Source organism: Mycobacterium sp., assembly GCF_035499775.1.
Taxonomy (GTDB): domain Bacteria; phylum Actinomycetota; class Actinomycetes; order Mycobacteriales; family Mycobacteriaceae; genus Mycobacterium.
Window position 1 is genome coordinate 1 of the sequence record NZ_DATJYB010000054.1, and the last position, 21,951, is coordinate 21,951.

Below are 21,951 nucleotides of genomic sequence, written 5' to 3' on the forward strand. Positions count from 1 at the left end.
CAACCTGCTGTTCCACTTCTCGCTGCTGGGCCTGTTGGTCGCGGTGGCCGTCGGCAAGCTGTTCGGCTACGAGGGCACGGTGATCGTCATCGCCGACGGCGGTCCCGGCTTCTGCTCGGCGTCGCCGGCCGCGTTCGACTCCTTCCGCGCCGGCAACACCGTCGACGGCACGTCGCTGCACCCGATCTGCATCAGGGTCAACGACTTCCAGGCGCACTACCTGCCGTCGGGGCAGGCCACCTCGTTCGCCGCCGACATCGCGTATCAGGCCAGTTCCGACCTGACGGCAAATACCTGGCGGCCCTACCGGCTGGAGGTCAACCATCCGCTGCGGATCGGCGGCGACCGGGTGTACCTGCAGGGCCACGGCTACGCGCCCACCTTCACGGTGACCTTCCCGAACGGGCAGACCCGCACGTCGACCGTGCAATGGCGACCCGACAACCCGCAGACGCTGCTCTCGTCGGGTGTGGCGCGCATCGACCCGCCCGCGGGCAGCTACCCGAACGCCGACGAGCGCCGCAAGCACCAGATCGCGATCCAGGGCCTGCTGGCGCCGACCGAGCAGCTCGACGGCACCCTGCTGTCGTCGCGCTTCCCGGCGCTGGACGCCCCCGCCGTGGCCATCGACATCTACCGTGGTGACACCGGCCTGGACACCGGTCGGCCCCAATCCCTGTTCGACCTGGATCCCCGGCTGATCGAGCAGGGCCGGCTGACCAAGGAAAAGCGGGTGAACCTGCGGGTCGGTGAGGAGGCCCGGATCGACCAGGGCCCGGGCGCCGGCACGATTGTCCGCTTCGACGGCGCCGTGCCGTTCGTCAACCTGCAGGTCTCCCACGACCCCGGTCAGACCTGGGTGCTGGTTTTCGCCATCACGATGATGGCCGGACTGCTGGTGTCGCTGCTGATCCGCCGGCGCCGGGTGTGGGTCCGGCTCACCCCCGCCGGCGGGGACGCCCCCGGTACGGTGAACGTCGAGCTGGGTGGCCTCGCGCGTACCGACAACTCCGGGTGGGGCGACGAGTTCGAGCGGCTCACCGAGCGGTTGCAGACCGGGCTGAGCTCGCAGCAGCCGGCCGAAAACGCGTCCAGAAGGAGTTCTCAGGTGGACGTCAATTGAACACCGTACACGTCGACATCGGCCTGTCCAGGTACTCCGACTGGGCGTTCACCTCGGCGGTGGTGGCGCTGGTGGTCGCGCTGCTGCTGCTGGCCTTCGAGCTGGCCTATGTCGGCGCTCGGCGCACCGACACCCGCGCGCGGGTGCTGGTCGGCGCCCAGGTCGACGCCGACAGCGAGACGCCCGGCGTCGTGGTGGACGGTCCGCAGCGGCCCTTCGACGAACGCGTCGGCAGGGCCGGGCTGTCCGTGGTCTACCTGGGCATCGGCCTGTTGTTCGCCTGCATCGTGCTGCGTGGCCTGGCCACCATGCGGGTGCCCTGGGGCAACATGTACGAGTTCATCAACCTGACGTGCTGCTGCGGCCTGGTCGCCGGCGCGATCGTGCTGCGCCGCCCGCAGTACCGCCCACTGTGGGTCTTCCTGCTGGTGCCGGTGCTGATCCTGCTCACGGTCTCCGGGCGCTGGCTCTACGCCAACGCCGCGCCGGTGATGCCCGCTCTGCAGTCCTACTGGCTGCCCATTCACGTGTCGGTGGTCAGCCTCGGTTCGGGGGTGTTCCTGGTCGCCGGGATTGCCAGCATCCTGTTCCTGCTGCGCACCTCGAAGCTGGGCGAGCCCGGTGCTCAAGACACCGTCGGCACGCTGGCCCGCATTGTGCAGCGCTTCCCGGATGCGCAGACCCTGGACCGGGTCGCGTACCGAACCACGATCTTCGCCTTCCCGGTGTTCGGTTTCGGGGTGATTTTCGGCGCCATCTGGGCCGAGCAGGCCTGGGGCAGGTACTGGGGTTGGGACCCCAAGGAGACGGTTTCGTTTATCGCGTGGGTGGTATACGCGGCATATCTGCATGCCAGGTCAACGGCAGGATGGCGGGACAGGAAGGCAGCCTGGATCAACGTGGTGGGATTCGTCGCCATGATCTTCAATTTGTTCTTCGTTAACCTGGTGACGGTAGGCCTGCATTCCTACGCCGGCGTGGGGTGACCGAAAGACGAGGGCCGAAAGGGCCATAAAGGGGGAAGTACACGTGTCAGAGCATCCAACGGGTTTAGGGATGCCCCCAGGACGTGGCGGCCGCAGCGCGGTGGATCATCCGACCACCCAGTTGCCGCCCGCGCCGCCGGCGCCGCCCGCGCCGTACAGCGAGGCGCCCGAGGCCCCGACCCGCGCGTTCGCCGGATTCCGCACCGAGCAGCGGCGCCCCGGAATCGACCCGCGCGGCGTGGTACCACCCGCCCCGCCCGCCGCGCTGCCGCCCTGGGACTCCAGTCCGGCCACCGGCATCCGGCCGATCGAACCGGGATTCGGCGGCTACTACACCGGCCCGGTCGAAGTGCCACCCGCAGCCGTGGATGCTCGCTACCGCCCGGAGAAGGTGCCGCATACTCCATATCCGGAGTTGTCCACCGGCATGCTGTTGCGGCCGATCAAACCGCCGCCGTCGGAGGGCTGGCGCCGCCTGCTCTACGTGCTCTCGGGACGGTTGATCAACGTGGGGGAGAGCCCCCGCGCGGCCCGCCACAACGACCTGGTGGCCCAGATCAACCGGCCCTTGCGGGGTTGCCACCGGATCGCGGTGGTGTCGCTGAAGGGTGGTGTGGGCAAGACCACGATCTCCGCCACGCTCGGGTCCACCCTGGCCGCCATTCGAGGTGACCGGGTGATCGCGGTGGATGCCAACCCGGACCGCGGAACCCTGAGCCAGAAGATCCCGCTGGAGACGCCGGCGACGGTGCGCCAGCTGCTGCACGACGCCGGAAACATTGAGCGCTACAGCGATGTCAGCAACTACACCTCGCGGGGGCCGACCGGGCTGGAAGTGCTGGCGTCGGAGAGCGATCCGTCGGTGTCGGAGGCGTTCAGCGCCGACGACTACGACCGCACCCTGAACATCCTGGAGCGGTTCTACGGCCTGGTGCTCACCGACTGCGGTACCGGCCTGCTGCACTCGGCCATGTCGGCGGTGCTGGCCAAAGCCGACGCGCTGATCGTCGTCAGCTCGGGCTCCATCGACGGCGCGCGCAGCGCGTCGGCGACGCTGGACTGGCTGGACGCACATGGCCACGAAGACCTGGTGCGCTCGTCGGTCGCGGTCATCAACGCGGTGCGGCCACGGTCGGGCAACGTCGACATGCAGAAGGTGCTCGATCACTTCTCACGGCGCTGCCGCGCGGTGCGGTTGGTGCCGTTCGACCCGCACCTCGAGGAGGGCGCGGAGGTGGATCTGACCCGGTTGCGGCGGCAGACCCGCGATGCGCTCACCGAGCTGGCAGCCGTCGTCGCCGGTGGGTTTCCCAACGAACAGCGGTCCGCCCCGGGCCTCGGCTAACGGGGGTTCAACGGGGGTTGTCGTCCCGGCGGCCCAACCGCCATAAGAATTCCGGGTCGTCGTCGGGACCGATGACCCGGGTCTTCGGTCGGTTGGCGTATGACCGGGCCAAGCGCCAGCCAAAGTAGATCAGCGTCCCCAGAACCAGGACGAGGAGCAGGTAAAGCACTCAACACCTCCTTTGAGCGAATATACCCGCGCCGTAGGCTCGTGCTGTGCCAGAAGAGCCGAGCGACAACGCGACTGGGGACCGGGTGATCCGGGTAGTTCCAGACGTCCTGCTGTACGCGACGGCTCGGCTGCTCTTGGTGGTGGTGGTCGGCGCCGCGATCTATGGGGTGGCGCGGTTGCTGGGGGTCAGTCAATTCCCCATCGCCGTCGCGGCGTTGTTCGCGCTGATCATCGCGATGCCCCTGGGCATCTGGCTATTCGGGCCGCTGCGGCGACGCGCGACGGCATCGCTCGCGGTAGCCGGGGAGCGCCGGCGTGCGGAGCGCGAAAAGCTGCGGGCCCGGCTGCGCGGTGAGGCGCCACCCGAGGAGTAGCGCGTCCTGTTGGGCGGCGGGTCGGGTCGACGGTTCTAGCCGTCGCTGTGCAGCGGCAGCCGCACCACCTGTGCGGCATAGCTCAGGCCCGCGCCGTAGCCGATCAGCAGGGCCAGCTCCTGCGGCTTGGCCGCGCCGGTCGTCATCAGCTCCGCGATCGCCAGCGGGATGGAGGCCGCCGACGTGTTTCCGGCCTGCTCGATGTCATTGGCGACGACGACGTCGGGGCGCAGCTTCAGGCTCTTGGCCAGGAGTTCATTGATGCGGCTGTTGGCTTGGTGGGGCACGAACACGTCGATCTGATCGGGCCCGACCCCGGCGGCCTCCAAGGCCCGACGCCCGACGTCGCCCATCTTGAACGCCGCCCACCGGAACACCGCCGGGCCTTCGAGCCGCACGAACGGGCGTGGACCACTTGGGTTTTGCGCAAAGGTCATCCAGTCGATGTCCTGGCGGATGGCATTGGCCTGTTCACCGTCGCTCCCCGCGACCGTCGGCCCGATGCCTTGAAACGGCGTCTCGCCGACCACCACTGCAGCGGCGCCGTCGGCAAAGATGAAGCAGTTGCCACGGTCGGTCATGTCGATCGAGGGGGAGAGCTTCTCGGTGCCGACCACCAGCATTTTGCTGGCGCCCCCGCAACGGATCATGTCTGCCGCGACGCTGAGGGCGTAGCCGAACCCGGCGCAACCGGCAGAGAGATCGAACCCGAGAATCTCCTTGGCGCCCAATGCCGCCGCGACCATCGGGGCGGCCGGCGGGGTCTGTAGGTAGTGGGTGTTGGTGGTCAAGATCAAGCCGTCGACGTCGGACGCGGCGAGGGAGGCGTTGGACAGTGCTCGCCGGCAGGCCTCGGCGGCCATCGAAGCGGCGGACTCGTCGTCGGCGGCGAAGCGGCGCGTCTTGATGCCGGTGCGGCTGTAGATCCACTCGTCGGACGAGTCGATGTTTTGGCAGATCTCTTCGTTGGTGACGACGCGGTCGGGGCGGTAAGCCCCGACGCTGAGCAGACCGATGTTCTTAGTCCCACTGGTCGTGGTGATCTCGGTCATATCGGTCCTCGTTTGCTGTTAGCTGTGCTCATCGCCCTGGAATCGACTGTAGACATGTCCGCGCGAGCAGACGCAAAAGCCCCCTGAATCGTGGATTTTCGGGTGCTTTGCGTCTGGCTCGCGCAACTTTGGTGCCGGCGCTACGCAGCCACCCAGGCCAGCGCAGTTGCTACGGCAATCGCCCACACCACCATCGTCAGCCCGGTGTCCCGCAGCACCGAGATCAGCTCCGGGCCGGTGCGACCGGATCGCACCGGCCGGGCGGCGCGCAGGGCCAGCGGCGCCGCCACCAATCCCACCGCGCACCACGGCGTCGCCGCCATCAGCACCAGCGTCAGCAAGCCGGCGGTCGCCAGCAGCGCCTGATACAGCACCCGGGTGCGGGCATCGCCCAGGCGGACGGCCAGCGTCATCTTGCGCGACTGCGTATCGGTGGGGATATCCCGCAGGTTGTTGGCCACCAGGACCGACGACGACAGCGCTCCGGTCGCCACCGCCAGCACCAAACCCACCCAGTCCACCCGTAGCGCCTGGGTGTACTCGGTGCCCAGCACGGCGACCAGGCCGAAGAACACGAACACCGCGACCTCGCCGAAACCCGCGTAGCCGTAGGGCCTGGACCCGCCGGTGTACAGCCAGGCCCCGGCGATGCAGGCGGCGCCGACCGCGATCAGCCACGGCGCGCTGAGCAGCGCCAGCGCCAATCCGGCCACCGCGCCCACCGTCAGCCAGGCGATCGCGGCGGTCAGCACCGCGCGTGGGGTCGCCAGCCGGGAGCCCACCAGCCGCACCGGTCCGGCCCGGTCGTCGTCGGTGCCGCGGATGCCGTCGGAGTAGTCGTTGGCGTAGTTGACACCGATGATCAGGGCCAGCGCGACAACCAGCGCCAGCAGCGCCTTCCACCACACGGCGGCGTGCTGCCACGCCGCAGCGCCGGTGCCCGCGATGACCGGGGCCACCGCGTTGGGCAGCGTGCGCGGACGCGCGCCGGAGACCCACTGCGCGAAACTGGCCACAGAGGCAAACTAAGGCATCGTGCCCGATGCACCACAATGGGCGGATGCTCGGAGTGATCGGCGGCAGCGGCTTCTACACCTTCTTCGGGCCGGATGCCCGCGACGTCAACCCGGACACCCCGTACGGCAAGCCCAGCGCACCGATCACCATCGGCGCGATCGGTGAGCACGAGATCGCCTTCCTGCCCCGGCACGGCGCCAACCACGAGTACTCGGCGCACACCGTGCCGTACCGGGCCAACATGTGGGCGCTGCGCGCGCTCGGCGTCCGGCGGGTGTTCGCGCCGTGTGCGGTCGGCAGCCTGAAACCCGAACTGGGCCCCGGTGTCGTGGTGCTGCCGGACCAGCTCGTCGACCGGACCACCGGCCGCGCCGACACCTATTTCGACACCGGCGCCATCCACGTCGACTTCGCCGATCCGTACTGCCCGACGCTGCGGGCCGCGACCGCCGGCCTGCCCGGAGTCTTCGACGGCGGCACCATGGTGGTGATCCAGGGCCCGCGATTTTCCACCCGCGCCGAAAGCCGGTGGTTCGCCTCCGCCGGCTTCAGTCTGGTCAACATGACCGGCTACCCGGAGGCGGTGCTCGCCCGGGAGCTCGAAATATGCTATGCGGCAATCGCTTTGGTGACCGATCTGGACGCCGGCGTGGCGGCCGGCGAGGGCGTGAAAGCCGTCGACGTGTTCGCTCAATTCGAAAAGAACATCGAGACGTTCAAGGAGCTGGTGCGGTCCGCGATCGCCCGGGTCGACGCCGAGCGCACCTGCACGCACTGCCTGCCGCACACCGGAGTCACGTTGCCGTTCGAACTGCCGTGAGGGTGTTGCTCACCGGCGCCGCCGGCTTCATCGGGTCCCGGGTGGACGCGGCGCTGCGCGCGGCGGGTCACGACGTCGTCGCCGTCGATGCCCTGCTGCCCGCCGCGCACGGCCCCAACTCGGTGCCGCCGCCTGGATGCCGCCGCCTCGACATCCGGGACGCCGACGCGCTGGCGCCGCTGCTGGCCGGCGTGGACCTGGTGTGTCACCAGGCCGCGATGGTGGGTGCCGGGGTGGACGCCGCCGACGCGCCCGCCTACGGCGGCCACAACGACTTCGCCACCACGGTGCTGCTGGCGCAGATGTACGCGGCCGGGGTTCGGAGTCTGGTGCTCGCGTCGTCGATGGTGGTCTACGGGCAGGGCAACTACGCCTGCCCAGAGCACGGGCTCATCGACCCGCTGCCGCGACGGCGCGCCGATCTGGACGCCGGAATCTTCGAGCACCGCTGCCCGCTCTGTGCGGCGCCGGTCAACTGGCGGCTCGTCGACGAGGACGCCGCACTCAGGCCGCGCAGCCTGTACGCGGCGAGCAAGACCGCGCAGGAGCACTACGCGCTGGCGTGGTCGGAGTCGACGGGCGGCTCGGTGCTGGCGTTGCGCTATCACAACGTCTACGGGCCCGGCATGCCGCGCGACACGCCCTACTCCGGGGTCGCGGCGATCTTCCGTTCAGCGCTCGAAAAGGACCAGCCGCCAAAGGTTTTCGAAGACGGCGGTCAGATGCGCGACTTCGTCCACGTGGACGACGTGGCCGCGGCCAACCTCGCGGCGGCTACCGGACAACGCGACGGATTCACCGCCGTCAATGTCTGCTCGGGTCAGCCCATCTCGATCCTGGAGGTGGCCACCGCACTGTGCGACGCGCGTGGGCCCGGACTGGAGGCGGCCGTCACCGGCCAATACCGCAGCGGCGACGTGCGCCACATTGTCGCCGACCCCAGCCGGGCCGCCGAGGTGCTGGATTTCCGCGCGGCCGTGGATCCGCGCGACGGCCTGCGCGAGTTCGCGTTCGCGCCGCTTCGCTAGCCGTTCTGGCCCGGGTCCTGCGGCGGCCGGTAGATCTTGGGTGCGGGCCCGGTGGGCGGCCGCAGCGATATCTGCCGGGTGGCGGAGTCGTCGCCGCGGAAGATCCGGGGCGCGCCGGAGCCGGCCAGCTGCGGCACCGCGCCGGCGTTCGCCTGCCTTCCCGGGCCGGCGCCGCCGAGCTGGATAACGCTCGTCGCCGCGGCAGACGGCGGGGGCGGGGGCGGTGCCGCCGGTGCGGCAGGCTTGGCGGTCGGCACCGCGGGCCTGGCGTTGCGCCCGTGGGCGGCGGGGGTTGCCTTGCGACGACGCCGGCGACCGGTGAGCCGACCCGTGAGCGCGGCGAACAGGATGGCCAGAGCCAGCCCGCACAGCACCACATCGAAGGTGCTGGTGATCTGTTGGGCAAGATCGTTTCCGTAGACCGGGTTGCTCCACGCGCCCTCCGGGGGCACCGGGAACCGCGGCGCCAGCACGACGCCCACCACGACGCGGGCAATGCCGAATGTGACGACGAGCCCGGCCAGCCAGGTGATCAGCCTGGCCGACCCGGGGCTGCCGGCCAGCTTGCGGCGTAGCCAGATCGCCAGGACCGCGGTGATCACGTCGAATGCGGTCATGGTGAGGCTGTCATAGCGCGAGTACGGGTAGTTCAAAGCCACGTTCGCCGCGAAGGCGGTGAGCTTCAGCAGCGCGGTTCCCAGCGACCACACGATGATCAGCGTCAAGCCCTGCCGGACCGCAACCCGCCAGGGGTTTTCGTCACCGGGTTTGCCGCCGCGGCGGCGGGGCAGTGCCCGCGGCGCGAAAATCGCCGCGGCCGCGGCCCAGGCCAGATATCCCTCGAACCCGACTCCCGCCACCGACGTGTTCTGCGCGATGCCGTGGAACGCGTCGATTTCGCGGCCGACCGGCAGTAGCCACACCACCGCCCCGGCCAGCAGCACCGACGCCCCGAGCGCGCTGGTCGCCAGTTGGGACGCCCTGGTGTTCTTGAGCAGCCACCTGGAGGCGACGACAACCGCGGCCAACGACACCAATCCGTACACCGTCGCGGTGGCGATCACCGCGATGTTCTGTTTGCCGAAGTCGACGCCGGGCTCGGTGCGCAATCCGAACTTCACCTGCCAGAACAGGTTGAACGCGGTATTGAGGGCGGCACCGACGATGGACGCGTACCCGATGATCTGCGCCACCCGCAGGCCTCCGCTGGGCCGCTCGCCGTCCGCGGCAGGGCCGGCAACCACGGGTTGCACGCTCAGCAGCGAGCCGGCGATCCCCACCCATGCCCCGGGTCCGATCCCGCCCGGCACGTTCACGGTGCCGCCGTCCTGGATCGTCTTCCAGACGTTCCACCCGACGAAACCGAGGACCAGCAGCCAATAGGGGTCGTTGAGGACGCGACGTACTCGGCCAACCGGAAGGGCGAGAGCGATCAGGGACAGCAGCGTCACCGCGCCCAACGCCACAAAAATCCACATGTCGCTGTTCGGGATTCCGACACCGAAGCTCAGGTTCCACGGCAGGACCGCCCCGATGACGAGCAGGGCGGCGGCGATCAGATCACGCTTGACGTTGCGCTGCGGCGCCGGATCCGCGGGGCCGTGGCCCGGGTTGGCCGGTGGCGGTAGCGCGGCCGCGCTCGGTGCCCCGCCACGGATTGGGCCGGTAGGCGAGTCGTCGCTGCTCTGGCTCACAAGACCCCCCAGAGGTCAAGGATGGTTACGGTCGGCACGGTGCATTCCCCGTCAGGCGAATGCTCTATTGAGACCATATTCTCCGTTCGGAAGAAGCGGCAGGGTATGCAGCTAGGCAAATACACAGAAGTTGCTAAGCAAGGACTGTTCGAGAGCTGTGAAAAGCTGGTTACGCTTCGTTCATAGCCGAATCTAATCCGAATGCTGGATACTGCCGACAGTAACGCAGTGTAATGATTTCGGGACATTGCTGGTTGTGGGGTGGCCAGGTGAAGGAGAACCGCGATGGACGTCGTTTTGGGGGTAGCGGTCGCAGACCGCGTCGCCCGCTTGGCGCTTGTCGGGTCGGCCGCTGAGGGCGGCGCCGTGATCGACCAGTCGATGGTGGATCTGGCCGACAGCCCAATCGAGAAGTTGACAGAGACCGTGGTCGGCACCAGCCGATTGCTGGCCGACGAGCAGCACCGGCTCGTCGGTACCCGTTTGTGCTGGTCGGATCACCCCAGGGCAGACGAGCTGCGGCGGATGCTGGAAGACTCCGGCGTGCAGAACGTCGTCGTCTTGGACGAGCCGGAGGCCGCGACGGCCCTGATGCGCACCGCCGTGCCCCGCGGCTCCGCGGTGCTGCTGGTCGGTGAGGAGGCGTCGACGCTCCTGGCGCCGGCGGCGAGGTTTGGAGACGAGGAGTCGCCGCCGACCATGCTGTCCGCCGGGTCGTTTGCCGGCGACGACGCGACCGGAGCGCTGGACACCATGATGGCGCGCCTCGGCGACCAGGCCGGTGGGGTGCAGGACGTGTACCTGGTGGGCTCGTCGTCCGAACTCACGTCTCAGGTTGCCAACCAGCTTCGGGACGGGTCGACGATGCGGGTGGCGGTTCCCGAGGACCCGGCGTTCGCGCTGGCCCGTGGTGCGGCGATGTCCGCCCTGCCCGCGACGATGGCCCAATCGGTTCAGCTGACCGGGGACGCGACGGCGATGTCGCCGCAGCTCGGCGGGGATGCGACGGCGCTGTCGCCCCAGCTTGGCCAAGACGCGACAGCGATGTCGCCCCAGGCGTGGGGCGCAGACGCCACCTCGGTGGTGCCCCAGGCGGGGTACGGCGACGACGCGACGTCCTACGTCCCCCCGGCAGCCGACCCGAGTGCCTCGGATCAGCAGCTGGCGTACTCGATGACCGAGGACCACGCGTTGCTTCCGGTCGAAATGGACGAGTACGGCGACGAATACGACGAATTCGAAGACGAAGACGAAGAGGCCGACACGGGCCCGGTGAAGCTCAGCCGGGGGTCGTTGCTGATCGGCAACGCCGTGGTGGCATTCGCGGTGATCGGCTTCGCGTCGTTGGCTGTCGCGGTGGCGGTCGCGGTCCGGCCGACCGCGGCTTCATCGCCGGTGGTGGGGCATCAGAACGCCGCCCCGGGCAAGTTCATGCCGCTGCTGCCGACGCAGCAGCAGGCCCCCGTTCCGCCGCCCGCGCCCGATTTGCCCAACATCGGATACCAGGGCGGCGTCATTCCCGACAGCAGCGGCTACATTCCGCCGCAGTACGTGGCGCCCCCCAGCGGAGGCGGAGGCGCGGTACCGCAGGCCCCGCCGCCGCCGGTGGTCGTGCCGGCCGCCCCCGCGCCGATTCCCGGTTTTGTGCCTGACCCGAGGATGCCGATCCCGGTCCCGATCTTCATTCCGTTCCCGGGTTGGCGACCGCCGCCGATCTTCATACCGCCGCCATTCAAGCCGCCGGTGCCGATCATCATCACGACGACACCCACCGGGCCGACTCCGTCGGGTCCGACGAAAAAGCCGTTGGTGCCGACGAGTTCGCTGCCGACCCCGTCGACCCCGCCGGGGCCGTCCGGATCGACCAAGCCGTTGGTGCCGACGACCGCGCCGGTGACGCCGTCGATCACGCCGCCGACCGCGAGCGCGCCGGTTACGACGAAGCCGCCCAGCGTGTCGGGAACGCCGCAGCCGAGCACGGCGCCGCCGAGCCCGAAGCTGACGACGGCGGCGCCGGTGCCGACCACGGCGGCGCCGGTGCCGACCACGCCGCACACGGTGGCGCCGGTGCCGACCACGGCGGCGCCGGTACCGACGGTGCCGCACACGCAGGCCCCGGTGCCGACGGTAGCGCCGCCGGTGCCGCATACCCAGGCGCCGGTCCAACCCCCGGTGCCGCAGGTGCCGCATACCCAGGCGCCGGTCCAGCCGCCGGTCCAGCCGCGTCCCCCAGTGCTGCCACCGCTATTCCCACGGCCGACCCGCTAGGAGTGCTACTGCACGGCGTCGAGCGTGGGGCGGGTCGGGTGAGTCACCGCAGCTTGGACAGGCAGAGGACGATCGGCGGCGAATAGGCCTTCGTCTGGACCCATTGGCCATTGCAATTGAGGGTGCTATTGGTGCGCTTGGTGACTCGGTCGGTGGCGGAACTGGTGCCACACGTAGCGGGGTAGACCGTCACGTCCTGGGTGCCATCGCTTCTCGTCGCGCCCGACACACGCCTGATGCAATCGCCGACTTCCGCGTTCTTGATCGCCTGCGCGGAGGAATCCGGGACACCGACCGCGGAGTACGAGGTCGTCGGCGTGGGGTAGTAGTGATGTCCCCTGCCGGCATCGTGGATCGCGGCGGTCATCACGCCCATCACCACGATCATGAAGATAATGCCGAGGGCGGCGAAAGCCGTTGCCACATAACCGATTATGGTGCCGGCAAGGGCCAGGCCCCGGCCGTCCTCGCCGGACCGTTTGATCTGGGAGAGCGAGATGTGTCCGAAGATGATGCCCAGCGGAGCCACCAGCAGCGAGCTGACCAGAGCCACGATGGCCATCGTGTTCGTCGGCCTGGACACCGGATACGGCGGGTAGGGCCCCGGAACCGGTGGCGGCGCCCCGTAATACATCCCTCCCGGGGCACTCGGCGGTGGCGGATAGCTGGGCGGCTGGTATGAGGCTGCCTGCGTCGGGAATGAGGTCGCCTGGGTCGGGTAATCGTCAGAGGGTTCCATCAGCGCTTCCTGTGGTCGGGATTCTGCTCTGAGCTGTCAGCGGAGCCAAACGAATTCCGTTGTAGCCGTGTGTCACAGCGCGCGAGCACCGGGGTTGCCGTGGCCATCGGTTGACGTGTCGTGACGTGCGCTATTCACACTAAGCCCCCCGTGGATCACGGCAGTTAGGTCTTCCGCCGCTTCACTTTTGGGCACAGTTAACCACAGCCGACGAGGAAATTCCGCGACGCCTTACAAATTGCCGTCACCGGGCTAGGGTCGGTTGGCATGCCCGGCGACGCGGTGACGGTGGTGCTGCCATGCCTCAACGAGGAGGAGTCGCTGCCGGCGGTGCTGGCCGCCGTCCCCGCCGCCTATCGGGCGTTGGTGGTCGACAACAACAGCACCGACGACACTGCCGGGGTCGCCCGCCGGCACGGCGCCGAGGTGGTGGCCGAACCGCGGCCGGGATACGGAGCGGCGGTGCACGCGGGCGTGATCGCCGCTGCGACGCCGATCGTGGCGGTCATCGACGCCGACGGCTCGATGGATGCCGGTGACCTGCCCCGGCTGGTCGCCGAACTCGATCGCGGTGCCGACCTGGTGACCGGCCGGCGGCGGCCGGTGCCCGGGCTGCACTGGCCGTGGGTGGCGCGGGTGGGCACCGTGGTGATGAGCTGGCGGCTGCGCACCCGGCACGGCCTGCCGGTGCATGACATCGCGCCGATGCGGGTAGCCCGCCGGGATGCTCTGCTGAACCTCGGTGTCGTCGATCGGCGGTCCGGATATCCGCTGGAACTGCTGGTCCGTGCCGCGGCCGCCGGCTGGCGGGTGGTCGAGCTCGACATCAGCTACGGCCCCCGGACGGGCGGCAAGTCCAAGGTCAGCGGTTCGCTGCGGGGCAGCCTGACCGCGATCCTGGACTTCTGGAAGGTGATTTCGTGAGCGGCGTACCGGTGACGCTGCTGGTGGTCGCCAAAGCGCCGGAGCCCGGCCGGGCCAAGACCCGGCTCGCCGCGACGGTCGGTGCCCGGGTGGCAGCCGACATCGCCGCCGCCGCGCTGCTGGACACGCTGGACGCGGTGGCTGCCGCGCCGGTGGCCGCCCGGGTGGTGGCGTTCACCGGCGACCTGGACGCCGCCGTCGGCGCCGACGAGATCCGGCGGCGGCTCGAGTCGTTCACGGTGATCGAGCAGCGTGGCGACGGCTTCGCCGACCGGCTCGCCAACGCGCACGCCGACTCGGCTGACGGCTACCCGGTGCTGCAAATCGGCATGGACACCCCGCAGGTGAGCGCTGATCTTCTGACGGGTTGCGCGCGCCGGCTGCTGGGCGCACCGGCCGTGCTCGGGTTGGCCTGCGACGGCGGCTGGTGGGTGCTGGGGGTGCGGACGCCGGCGATGGCCGATTGCCTGCGCAGCGTCCCGATGTCTCAGGCCGACACTGGCGAGCTCACATTGAAGGCATTGCGAGACAATGGAATCGATGTGACTCCGGTGGAACGACTGGCAGACTTCGACGTCGTCGACGATGTCGCCGGCGTGCGTGCTGCCTGTGCGCCGGGCAGTCGCTTCGCGCAGGTCACCCGCGCGGCCGGGCTTTGACTCAACGCAGCACCAACCGCCCGGCGATCCCGACGGCGAACACGGCCAGCCCGGCAAGCACCGACAGCCACGGCAACGTCGCGACCAGCAGCAGGCAGCCGGCCAGGCCGCAGACGTTCAACACGCGACGCCGTGCCTCGGGCAGCGTATAGGCGGAGGCGTTCGCGATCGCGTAGTAGATCAGCACCCCGAACGACGAGAAGCCGATCACGCCGCGCAGGTCGACCGTGGCCGCCAAGCCGCAGACGACCACGGTCACCGCCATCTCCGCGTGGTGTGGCACCCGGTAGCGCTGGTGCACCGCGGCCAGCCAGTCAGGCAGGTCGTGATGGCGCGCCATCGCCAGCATGGTGCGTCCGAGTCCGGCGATCAGGGCCAGCATCGCGCCGAGGCTGGCCAGCGCGGCACCGACCGCCACCACCGGCACCAGCGGCGCGGCACCGACGGCGCGCACCGCTTCGGCCAGCGGCGCCGCGGCGTGGGCGAGCCGGTCCGGGCCCGCGGCCAGCAGCGCGGCGACCCCGACGACCAGATAGACCGCCACCACGATCGCAAGCGCGAGGTTGATCGCTTTGGGGATGGTGCGGGCCGGGTCGCGGACCTCCTCGCCCATCGTCGCGATCCGCGCATAACCGGCGAATGCGAAGAACAGCAGCCCCGCCGACTGCAGAACGCCGTAGACCGGGGCAGCCGGCCAGCCGCCGAACTGCGGCGGCAACTGGGTCCAGGGCGTGGCGATCGCGATCCCCACGACCACCGCAGTGAGGGTAATCAGCGTGCACGCCACCAAGATTCGGGCCAGCATCGCGGTTTTGGTGACCCCACGGTAGTTCAGCGCGCCCAGCGCCAGCACGGCCGCGACCGCGACGATGCGCTGCAACCACCAGGGCCCGGGCACCGCGTAACTGGCAAACGTCAGGGCCATCGCCGCGCAGGACGCGGTCTTGCCGATCACAAACCCCCACCCCGCGATGAAGCCCCACCACGGGCCCAGACGTTCCCGCCCGTAGATGTAGGTGCCCCCCGAGGTCGGATAGACCGCTGCCAGTTGGGCCGACGCGGTGGCGTTGCAATAGGCGATCGCCGCGGCCAGCACCAGCCCGATCAGCAGACCGGCGCCGGCCGCCCGGGCGGCCGGGCCGAACGCCGCGAACACCCCGGCGCCGATCATCGAACCGAGCCCGATCACGACGGCGTCCGTCGTGCCGAGTCGACGTGCCAGCGCTGGTTGCTCGTCTTCCATGTGTGCCTACCAGTTCGTGAGGATGATGCTGTTCAGGAGCAGGGCCCCGGCGGCGTTGAGCGCCAGCCACAGCCGGTGCGACTTGAGCGGCAGCAGGGCGGGCGCCGCGGTGAGCCAGATGGTGAACGGCAGCCAGATCCGTTCCGTCTCGGCCTTGCTCATCATGCTCAAATCGGCGCAGGCGATGGCGGCCAGCATCGCCAGCAGCAACAGGTGGAAACCGGATCGCGCACGGATGGCAGCCCCGTCGAAGACCCGGCTGAGACCGGCGACGCTGCCCAGCCCGATCGCACAGACCGCACACGCCAGGTTCGCCCACCACCAGTACTGGAACGGGCGATACCCGGCCAGCCCCAGCCAATAGCGTTCCCGCACCAGGAGATAACCGTCGAACCAGGAAAACCCCGCCACGGCGAAGATCACCGCCACTGGTAGCGCGGCCAGCGCGGCCGGGCCGAGCGTCCGCAGCGACGCCCGCCAGTCACCACGGGACACCAGCACTGCCACTACCGGCAGCAGAAGCAGGACCAGGCCGTAACTGAGGAAGACCGACCAGCCCAGCAGCAGGCCCGCCCCGGCGGCCACCAGCGCCGGCAACCGAACCTTGCCCTGCACCGACAAAGCCAACAGCGTGATACCCCATGCCGCGACGCCGGCGAAGTAGCCGTCGCCGGAGACCGCCACCCAGATCGCGGTCGGTGCCACCGCGACGAACGGCGCCGCCCGCCGCGCGGTCTGTTCGTCGGCCAGCGCGCGGATGGCGATCACCACCGCCGCCGCGGCGCTGCAGCCGACCAGCAAGCACAGCAACCCGGCCCAGGCGCCGCCGTGCAGGCCGATGCGGTCCAGCCAAACGAACGTCAGCAGCGCACCGGGCGGATGCCCGGACACGTGAGTGGGGAAGGAGTGCGGGCGGAAGTCGGGGATCCGGCCGGCGAAGCTGCGCAGCATCGTCGCGATGTCGGGGCCCGGCACCTCAGACAGATACTCGTCCTTGGTCGTCAACCGGCCGGCGAAGCCGCGCTGCCAGCCGTCGATCATCGCCAGCGCAAACGCCCACGCGCACGCGGTGGCCCAGCTGCACAACGTCAGCATCCGCCACGAAAGCCGTTGTGCGACAACCGGTCCCCACAATACGGCGGCCAGCGCGAGCAGGATCGCCGGCGCCGTGCCCCAGCCGACGTGGACATCCCAATAGCCGAAGAGAGGTGCGGCGCCGGCATACCTGGCGAACCGCTCCGGGCCCGCCCGTAGCAGCGGAGTGACGCCCAGCGATAACCGCGGCAGCACGAACGCGGCGGCCACCAGGACCGCCGCGAGCGCTACCGCGACCACCTCCCGGCGCGCAACCCTCACGATCGACCAGCCTATTGATCGGCCCCGAACTGGCGCACCAACGCGCGGCGGTCCACCTTGCCGATGCCGCGGCGGGGCAGGGCGCCGACGATGTGCACCTCGCGGGGCGCGGCGGTGGCGTCCAGCGTGCGCGCAACGTGGTCGCGCAGCGCGTCCAGCGTCGGGGCCGGGCAGCCGTCGCTCACCACGACCGCGGCGACCACCCGCTGGCCCAGCCGGTCGTCGGCAAGTCCGAAAACGGCGCAGTCACTGACGGCGGGGTGGGTGCACAACGCGGCCTCGACGGGCCCCGGCAGCACCGTCAGCCCGCCCGTACTGATCGCGTCGTCGGCGCGGCCCAGCACCCTCAGCACGCCCGAATCGTCCACCGCGCCAAGGTCGTCGGTGCGGAACCAGCCCGGCTCGGCGAACGGGTCGGGATCGACCGGGTTGCGGTAGCCCTTGGCCAGGGTGGCGCCGCCGAGCATGATGCGGCCATCGGCGCGCACGCGCAGCCGGACCCCGTCCAGCGGGACACCGTCGTAAACGCAGCCGCCCGCCGTCTCGCTCATGCCGTAGGTGCGGACCACCGCTATGCCGGCCGCCGCGGCGGCCTCCAGGACGGGCCGCGGCAAGGGCCCGCCGCCGATCAGCACCGCCTCCAGTTCGGCCAGCGCGGCCGCCGACGCCGGGTCGGTGAGCGCCTTGACCAGTTGTGCGGCCACCAGCGACGTGTACCGCCGACCAGAGCCCAATCGCCGCACGGCGCCGGGCAATTCGGCGATGTCGAACCCGCCGGAGACATCCAGCTCGACGGGCACCGAACCGGCGAGCACGCTGCGCACCAGCACCTGTATCCCGGCGATGTGATAGGGCGGCAGGGCCAGTAGCCAGCTGCCCGGCCCGCCGAGACGATCGTGGGTCGCCGACGCGCTCGCAGTCAGTGCGGCCGCGGTCAACAGGGCGCCCTTGGGTGTGCCGGTGGTTCCCGACGTCGTCACCACCAGGGCCACGTCGTCGTCGACCTGGTCACCCACTCGTAGCGCCGGGTCGGGTTCGTGCCCGGCCGCCACCGCCACCAGTGCGGGGTCGCGGCCGTCCAGCACCCGTTCCAGCGCGGGCAGCAACAACGCGGCGGCGGAGCCCGGCGCAACGCTGAGCGCACGCAGAACGGCTATGCGTGCTCTCCGTTGTCGCGGGGCTGATCGAGCGGCGAGCCCTTGGCGGCCAACCGCGTCCGCACCCGCTCGATGTCCTCCGGCGTCGGCAACTCGTCGGTGAGCTTGCTGATCAGCACCCCGATATCGACCTTGTCGAACTCATCGCGCTGCATCAGCTCTTTAGCCACGAGTTTGACTTCGTCGTTGGTCAACCGGCGAGACAGCAGGGCGAGTAAAGCGAACGTGTCGGTCGGCGGCACGCCCTCGGGGTAGCCCGCGCGCAGCCACGAGACAACCGAGCTAAGGAATCGGTTCACTTTGCTCTCCACTCCACGAGGGGGGTCGGCAATCTGGAGGACGACGATCCAATGCTACTTAACTTTGGCACCCAGGAAGGGATAGTGGGTCTGGTGGGCGATGAAGTCGCGGGCGATGTACGCCAGAGCGAGGATGATCACCGCGATTACCAACCCGTAGATCGCCCAGGCGATCGTCAAGAGCACCGGATTCTTGTGTGGCTCGCCACCGTCGATGGCCACCTGCCCACCTCCGACGGCATGCAACCGAAGCCCAAGCGCGAACAGCGCCGGCAGCGCCCCACCGGCCAGCATGCTGAAGAACAGGATCTTGAGGGACGCCTCATAGTTGAACCAGTCGCTTAAGTGGCTCATCAGGCGTTCCCCGCGATCACGGTGTCGCCTTCGGAGGTGGACCGGGGTGACGCCCCGGTGCCTGCCGTGGGCCCCGTATCGGAGGGCGGTTTGTGCTCGTCGGAGCTTTCGAGACCGGCGGTGAGGCTGCCCTCCCATTCGGCGTTCACGTTATTGTGGTCGACCTTGATCTTGCGCGACCGCACATAGATGGTGACGGAGACCGCGACCAGCAGCCCGAAGCCGATGATGGCGCCGGGGTAGCCGCCGATTTGATGCACGATCTCGTACGTGACCCCCCCGACCAGCCCGGCCAACGGAAGCGTGACCAGCCACGCGACCCCCATCCGGCCGGCCACGCCCCAGCGCACCTCGCCGCCGGGCTTGCCCAGCCCGCTGCCCAGCACTGAACCGGTGCAAACCTGCGTCGTCGACAGCGCGTAGCCGAAGTGCGTCGACAGCAGAATGACCGCGGCCGAGGACGACTCGGCGGCCATGCCCTGCGGCGACTTGATCTCGACCAGACCCTTACCCAGGGTGCGGATGATGCGCCAGCCGCCCAGGTAGGTGCCCGCCGCCATCGCCACGGCGCAACAGACGATGACCCACAGCGGCGGCGCCGACGCGCTCTTGCTGATCGCCCCGTAGGACATCAGCGCCAGGAAGATGATGCCCATCGTCTTCTGCGCGTCGCCGGTGCCGTGCGCCAGGGAGACCAGCGACGCCGAGCCCCACTGTCCGTACCGGAACCCGGCCTCGGTGCGGTCGGTCGGGACGCCGCGGGTGATCCGGTAGACCAGCCAGGTCGCGATCGCCCCAACGGCGATGGCCAGGATCGCGGCGACGACGGCCGGAATGAGCACGTGGGAAACCAGGCCCTTCCAGAGCACCCCATGCGCGCCCACCGCGGCGATCGTGGCACCGACGATGCCGCCGATCAGTGCGTGCGAGGAACTCGAGGGGATACCGAGGAGCCAGGTCAGCAGGTTCCAGACGACGCCGCCGACCAGGCCGGCGAACACTAGTTCCAGCGTCACGATGTGCCCGTCGATCAAACCCTTGGCGATCGTGGCTGCGACCGCGGTGGACATGAACGCGCCCACCAGGTTGAGGACTGCGGACAGGGCGACCGCGGTCTTGGGCTTCAGCGCGCCGCTGGCGATGGAGGTCGCCATGGCGTTGCCCGTGTCGTGAAAGCCGTTGGTGAAGTCGAAGGCCAATGCCGTGACCACGACAATGATCAAGAGGAACAGGTCTATGTTCACAGGGCCTGATTCTGGTAGGGGGGGGAATCCATTGTCGAACGGAGCAAGTGGTGAAACGCGGGTGTAGCTATTTTCGTCGCCAGATGTTACTTCGTAGTTAACCGGCCGTTCCCCGGGGTTCACCTCTGGTGTCTCGGCGCAACGGGTGATCGCCGGGCACCTGGACAAAGATCAGCGTGATTCCATCCGGGTCGGTCACGTGCATCTCGTGCAGGCCCCACGGTTCGCGACGCGCTCCGCGGGTGATCGACACCCCGCGACTCTGCAGCTCCGCCTGGGTCGCAGCGACGTCGCGCACCTGCAGCCACAGCGCGCCGGGGAAGGGTCCGTGGGAGTGGTCCGGGCTGCCGTACCCGGCCAGCTCCAGCAATGACTGACCGGCGAAAAACACTGTGCCCGCACCGTATTCACGGGCGATGGCCAGACCGATCTCGTCGCGGTAGAAGGTCAGTGACCGCTGATAGTCCGCCGGTCGGAGAAGCATCCGGCTGGCCAGGATCTCCATGGCTTCGTGTCTATCACGGCGTCACGCGCTTGTGCACCGGCTTCGCAGGGTCGGCACGCCCGGGCCGGTGAGGTCGTCGCATGCGGGACCGCGGCCGGTCATGGCGAGCAGCAGTGACAGCAGCGGTCCTTCGACGCGGGCCGCGCCGGGATCGTCCCCGTGCTGCCAGTCGTCGTCGGTCGCATGCAGGCTCAGCCCGGCGATGCGCTTCCTGGCGCCGATGAGGACATTGGAGCCTTTGTAGAAGTCGATCACCTGGCGGACCGTGTCCGGTGGGTAGGTGTGCGAAATGCCCAGCGGACGGCGAACGTCGGCGCCGTGGATGACCACCTCGCCAAGCCAGGAGACCTTGGGTCCCGGCGGCGCCGAGGTGGAGTTCTGCAGGCCTTGGAATCCGGTCCGGGTGGCCTCGGGATCCGAGCCGCGGTGCTTGGCGATCCCACCGTTGGCGAACTTGTCGAAGTTGAACCCCGCCTTGGCCATTCCGAGGAAGAACTTGCCCGGGGTCATCGCCGCGGTCGACGACATGTGCGCGACGACGTCGCGGACCGTCCAGTCCGTGCACATCGAAGGTGTGTCCCACTGCGCCGGCGTCAGGTCGGCGAGGGCGTCGGCGAGCGCTCCCCGCTCGGCAGCGATCGAGGTCCAGATTTCCGACACAGCAAACTCCTGACGCTAGTTGAGGTGCTTGACCCGCCGTTCCATCAGCGCGTTCATCCAGCGCGGGCCGATGGTGTTGAGCGCCTTGACGGCGATCGCCAGCCGCGGGGCGATCTCGACCGGCCGGGTGCGGGCCGCGGTGATCATCCACCCGGCCGCTTCCTCCGGCGTCAGCGCCGGTCTCCCGTCGTAGGCCCTCGTCGGCGCGATCATCGGGGTGGCAACCAGCGGGTAATACAGCGTGGTCGAGTGCACACCCTTTCGGCCCCACTCGATTTCGACGATCCGGCTCGCCGCCGACAGTGCGGCCTTGGACGCGATGTATGCCGAGTACAGCGGCGACGCTTCGGCGAGGACGCCCTCGGTCGAGACGTTGATGATGTGGCCGTCGCCGCGCTCGATCATGCCCGGCGCCAGGCCGCGGATCAGCCGCAGCGGCGCGTAGTAGTTGAGCAGCATGGTCCGCTCTAAGTCATGCCAGCGTTCCAGCGATTCGGCCAGCGGCCGGCGGATGGACCGGGCGGCGTTGTTGATCAGGATGTCGATCCCGCCGATGCGTTCCTGCACGTCGGCGACCAGTGCGTCGACGGCGTCCAGGTCCGAGATGTCACACGGCATCGACAGGGCCGTCCCGCCCGACGTGGTGATCCGGTCGGCAACCGCGTCCAGCAAATCGGCGCGGCGGGCCACCGCGACGACGGTGGCGCCGCGCCGGGCGAATTGTTCGGCGGCGGCCTCGCCGATGCCCGACGATGCGCCGGTCAGCAGGATGCGTTTGCCGTCGAGCTCGACCGGCTTGATCGCGGGCCGGTTGACCATCCATTGCGGTGTCACCGGCGGTCGCAGGCTGGCCAGCGCGAGCTGGTCGGTGAGTCGTCGGAGCGGGCTTTTGCTCACCGTGGGGAGTCTAGGCGTAGCGTCAGTTACCACCTA

22 protein-coding genes and 1 pseudogene are annotated in these 21,951 nt (G+C 69.4%); 9 read left to right on the top strand and 14 right to left on the bottom strand.

Translation table 11 applies throughout. The features are described from left to right. The 3 genes from VML93_RS03290 to VML93_RS03300 form a co-directional block, all read left to right on the top strand. On the top strand, positions 1 to 1,123 hold a 1,123-nt coding region (locus VML93_RS03290), incomplete at its 5' end, for a cytochrome c biogenesis protein ResB (RefSeq protein ID WP_325607648.1). After that, on the top strand, positions 1,120 to 2,109 hold the full coding sequence (ccsB, locus tag VML93_RS03295; protein WP_325607650.1) for a c-type cytochrome biogenesis protein CcsB: 990 nt from the start codon (positions 1,120 to 1,122) through the stop codon (positions 2,107 to 2,109). The genes VML93_RS03290 and ccsB, both read left to right, overlap by 4 nt. A 43-nt stretch (positions 2,110 to 2,152) precedes the next feature. Beyond that, positions 2,153 to 3,454, top strand: a complete 1,302-nt coding sequence (locus VML93_RS03300) for a MinD/ParA family ATP-binding protein (protein WP_414686269.1) — start codon at positions 2,153 to 2,155, stop codon at positions 3,452 to 3,454. Between the two features lie 7 nt (positions 3,455 to 3,461). On the opposite strand, the gene VML93_RS03305 is transcribed toward VML93_RS03300, so the two are convergent. Further along, a complete protein-coding gene (locus VML93_RS03305; RefSeq protein ID WP_325607654.1) occupies positions 3,462 to 3,623 on the bottom strand; it encodes a hypothetical protein in 162 nt (53 codons plus the stop codon). 85 nt (positions 3,624 to 3,708) lie between these two features. Between VML93_RS03305 and VML93_RS03310 the strand changes: the two genes are divergently transcribed. Continuing rightward, positions 3,709 to 3,999: a DUF4229 domain-containing protein gene (locus VML93_RS03310; protein ID WP_325607687.1), complete on the top strand. Its 291-nt coding sequence runs from the start codon at positions 3,709 to 3,711 to the stop codon at positions 3,997 to 3,999. A 35-nt stretch (positions 4,000 to 4,034) separates the two neighbouring features. Here VML93_RS03310 and fabH read toward each other — a convergent pair whose 3' ends face one another. After that, on the bottom strand, positions 4,035 to 5,051 hold the full coding sequence (gene fabH, locus VML93_RS03315; protein WP_325607656.1) for a beta-ketoacyl-ACP synthase III: 1,017 nt from the start codon (positions 5,049 to 5,051) through the stop codon (positions 4,035 to 4,037). Positions 5,052 to 5,191: 140 nt separating this feature from the next. Beyond that, positions 5,192 to 6,067, bottom strand: coding sequence for a 1,4-dihydroxy-2-naphthoate polyprenyltransferase (locus tag VML93_RS03320; RefSeq protein ID WP_325607658.1), 876 nt, complete (start codon positions 6,065 to 6,067; stop codon positions 5,192 to 5,194). Between the two features lie 44 nt (positions 6,068 to 6,111). Here VML93_RS03320 and VML93_RS03325 point away from each other — a divergent pair, with 44 nt between their 5' ends. Together VML93_RS03325 and VML93_RS03330 are read left to right on the top strand one after the other, a co-directional pair. After that, positions 6,112 to 6,888 carry an S-methyl-5'-thioadenosine phosphorylase gene (locus VML93_RS03325; protein WP_325607660.1) on the top strand — a complete coding sequence of 259 codons (777 nt, stop codon included), beginning with the start codon at positions 6,112 to 6,114 and terminating at the stop codon, positions 6,886 to 6,888. Further along, the gene (locus VML93_RS03330) at positions 6,885 to 7,916 is read left to right on the top strand and encodes an NAD-dependent epimerase/dehydratase family protein (protein WP_325607662.1); all 1,032 of its coding nucleotides are present in this window, start codon (positions 6,885 to 6,887) and stop codon (positions 7,914 to 7,916) included. The genes VML93_RS03325 and VML93_RS03330 overlap by 4 nt, the downstream gene beginning before the upstream one ends. Here VML93_RS03330 and VML93_RS03335 read toward each other — a convergent pair. Next, the gene (locus tag VML93_RS03335) at positions 7,913 to 9,610 is read right to left on the bottom strand and encodes a hypothetical protein (protein WP_325607664.1); all 1,698 of its coding nucleotides are present in this window, start codon (positions 9,608 to 9,610) and stop codon (positions 7,913 to 7,915) included. The genes VML93_RS03330 and VML93_RS03335 overlap by 4 nt on opposite strands. Before the next feature lie 285 nt (positions 9,611 to 9,895). On the opposite strand from VML93_RS03335, the gene VML93_RS03340 reads away from it, so the two are divergent. Next, a complete protein-coding gene (locus VML93_RS03340) occupies positions 9,896 to 11,878 on the top strand; it encodes a hypothetical protein (protein WP_325607666.1) in 1,983 nt (660 codons plus the stop codon). 43 nt (positions 11,879 to 11,921) lie between these two features. Here the strand turns inward: VML93_RS03340 and VML93_RS03345 are convergent, their stop codons facing one another. Continuing rightward, positions 11,922 to 12,617 carry a DUF4190 domain-containing protein gene (locus tag VML93_RS03345; RefSeq protein WP_325607668.1) on the bottom strand — a complete coding sequence of 232 codons (696 nt, stop codon included), beginning with the start codon at positions 12,615 to 12,617 and terminating at the stop codon, positions 11,922 to 11,924. A gap of 267 nt (positions 12,618 to 12,884) precedes the next feature. Between VML93_RS03345 and VML93_RS03350 the strand changes: the two genes are divergently transcribed. Both VML93_RS03350 and VML93_RS03355 read left to right on the top strand, forming a co-directional pair. After that, positions 12,885 to 13,541 (top strand): glycosyltransferase family 2 protein, encoded by a 657-nt coding sequence (locus tag VML93_RS03350; RefSeq protein WP_325607670.1) that lies wholly within the window; start codon positions 12,885 to 12,887, stop codon positions 13,539 to 13,541. Next, complete coding sequence (locus tag VML93_RS03355) at positions 13,538 to 14,200, top strand: TIGR04282 family arsenosugar biosynthesis glycosyltransferase (RefSeq protein WP_325607672.1); 663 nt, start codon at positions 13,538 to 13,540, stop codon at positions 14,198 to 14,200. Before VML93_RS03350 ends, VML93_RS03355 begins: the two co-directional genes overlap by 4 nt. A 1-nt stretch (position 14,201) precedes the next feature. On the opposite strand, the gene VML93_RS03360 is transcribed toward VML93_RS03355, so the two are convergent. The 9 genes and pseudogenes from VML93_RS03360 to VML93_RS03400 form a co-directional block, all read right to left on the bottom strand. Next, positions 14,202 to 15,443, bottom strand: a complete 1,242-nt coding sequence (locus tag VML93_RS03360; RefSeq protein WP_325607674.1) for an APC family permease — start codon at positions 15,441 to 15,443, stop codon at positions 14,202 to 14,204. 6 nt (positions 15,444 to 15,449) lie between these two features. Next, positions 15,450 to 16,799, bottom strand: coding sequence for a hypothetical protein (locus VML93_RS03365; protein ID WP_325607676.1), 1,350 nt, complete (start codon positions 16,797 to 16,799; stop codon positions 15,450 to 15,452). Positions 16,800 to 16,810: 11 nt separating this feature from the next. Continuing rightward, complete coding sequence (gene menE / locus VML93_RS03370; protein ID WP_325607689.1) at positions 16,811 to 17,884, bottom strand: o-succinylbenzoate--CoA ligase; 1,074 nt, start codon at positions 17,882 to 17,884, stop codon at positions 16,811 to 16,813. A 68-nt stretch (positions 17,885 to 17,952) separates the two neighbouring features. Next, positions 17,953 to 18,255 carry a DUF3349 domain-containing protein gene (locus tag VML93_RS03375; RefSeq protein WP_325607678.1) on the bottom strand — a complete coding sequence of 101 codons (303 nt, stop codon included), beginning with the start codon at positions 18,253 to 18,255 and terminating at the stop codon, positions 17,953 to 17,955. 54 nt (positions 18,256 to 18,309) lie between these two features. Then, positions 18,310 to 18,609, bottom strand: coding sequence for a hypothetical protein (locus VML93_RS03380; RefSeq protein ID WP_325607680.1), 300 nt, complete (start codon positions 18,607 to 18,609; stop codon positions 18,310 to 18,312). A 16-nt stretch (positions 18,610 to 18,625) separates the two neighbouring features. Next, positions 18,626 to 19,853: pseudogene (locus VML93_RS03385) on the bottom strand (inorganic phosphate transporter). 97 nt (positions 19,854 to 19,950) lie between these two features. Then, positions 19,951 to 20,358 carry a VOC family protein gene (locus VML93_RS03390; RefSeq protein WP_325607682.1) on the bottom strand — a complete coding sequence of 136 codons (408 nt, stop codon included), beginning with the start codon at positions 20,356 to 20,358 and terminating at the stop codon, positions 19,951 to 19,953. A gap of 21 nt (positions 20,359 to 20,379) precedes the next feature. Further along, complete coding sequence (locus tag VML93_RS03395) at positions 20,380 to 21,018, bottom strand: maleylpyruvate isomerase family mycothiol-dependent enzyme (protein WP_325607683.1); 639 nt, start codon at positions 21,016 to 21,018, stop codon at positions 20,380 to 20,382. A gap of 15 nt (positions 21,019 to 21,033) precedes the next feature. Beyond that, positions 21,034 to 21,915, bottom strand: coding sequence for an SDR family oxidoreductase (locus tag VML93_RS03400; RefSeq protein ID WP_325607685.1), 882 nt, complete (start codon positions 21,913 to 21,915; stop codon positions 21,034 to 21,036). Positions 21,916 to 21,951 lie beyond the last annotated feature (36 nt).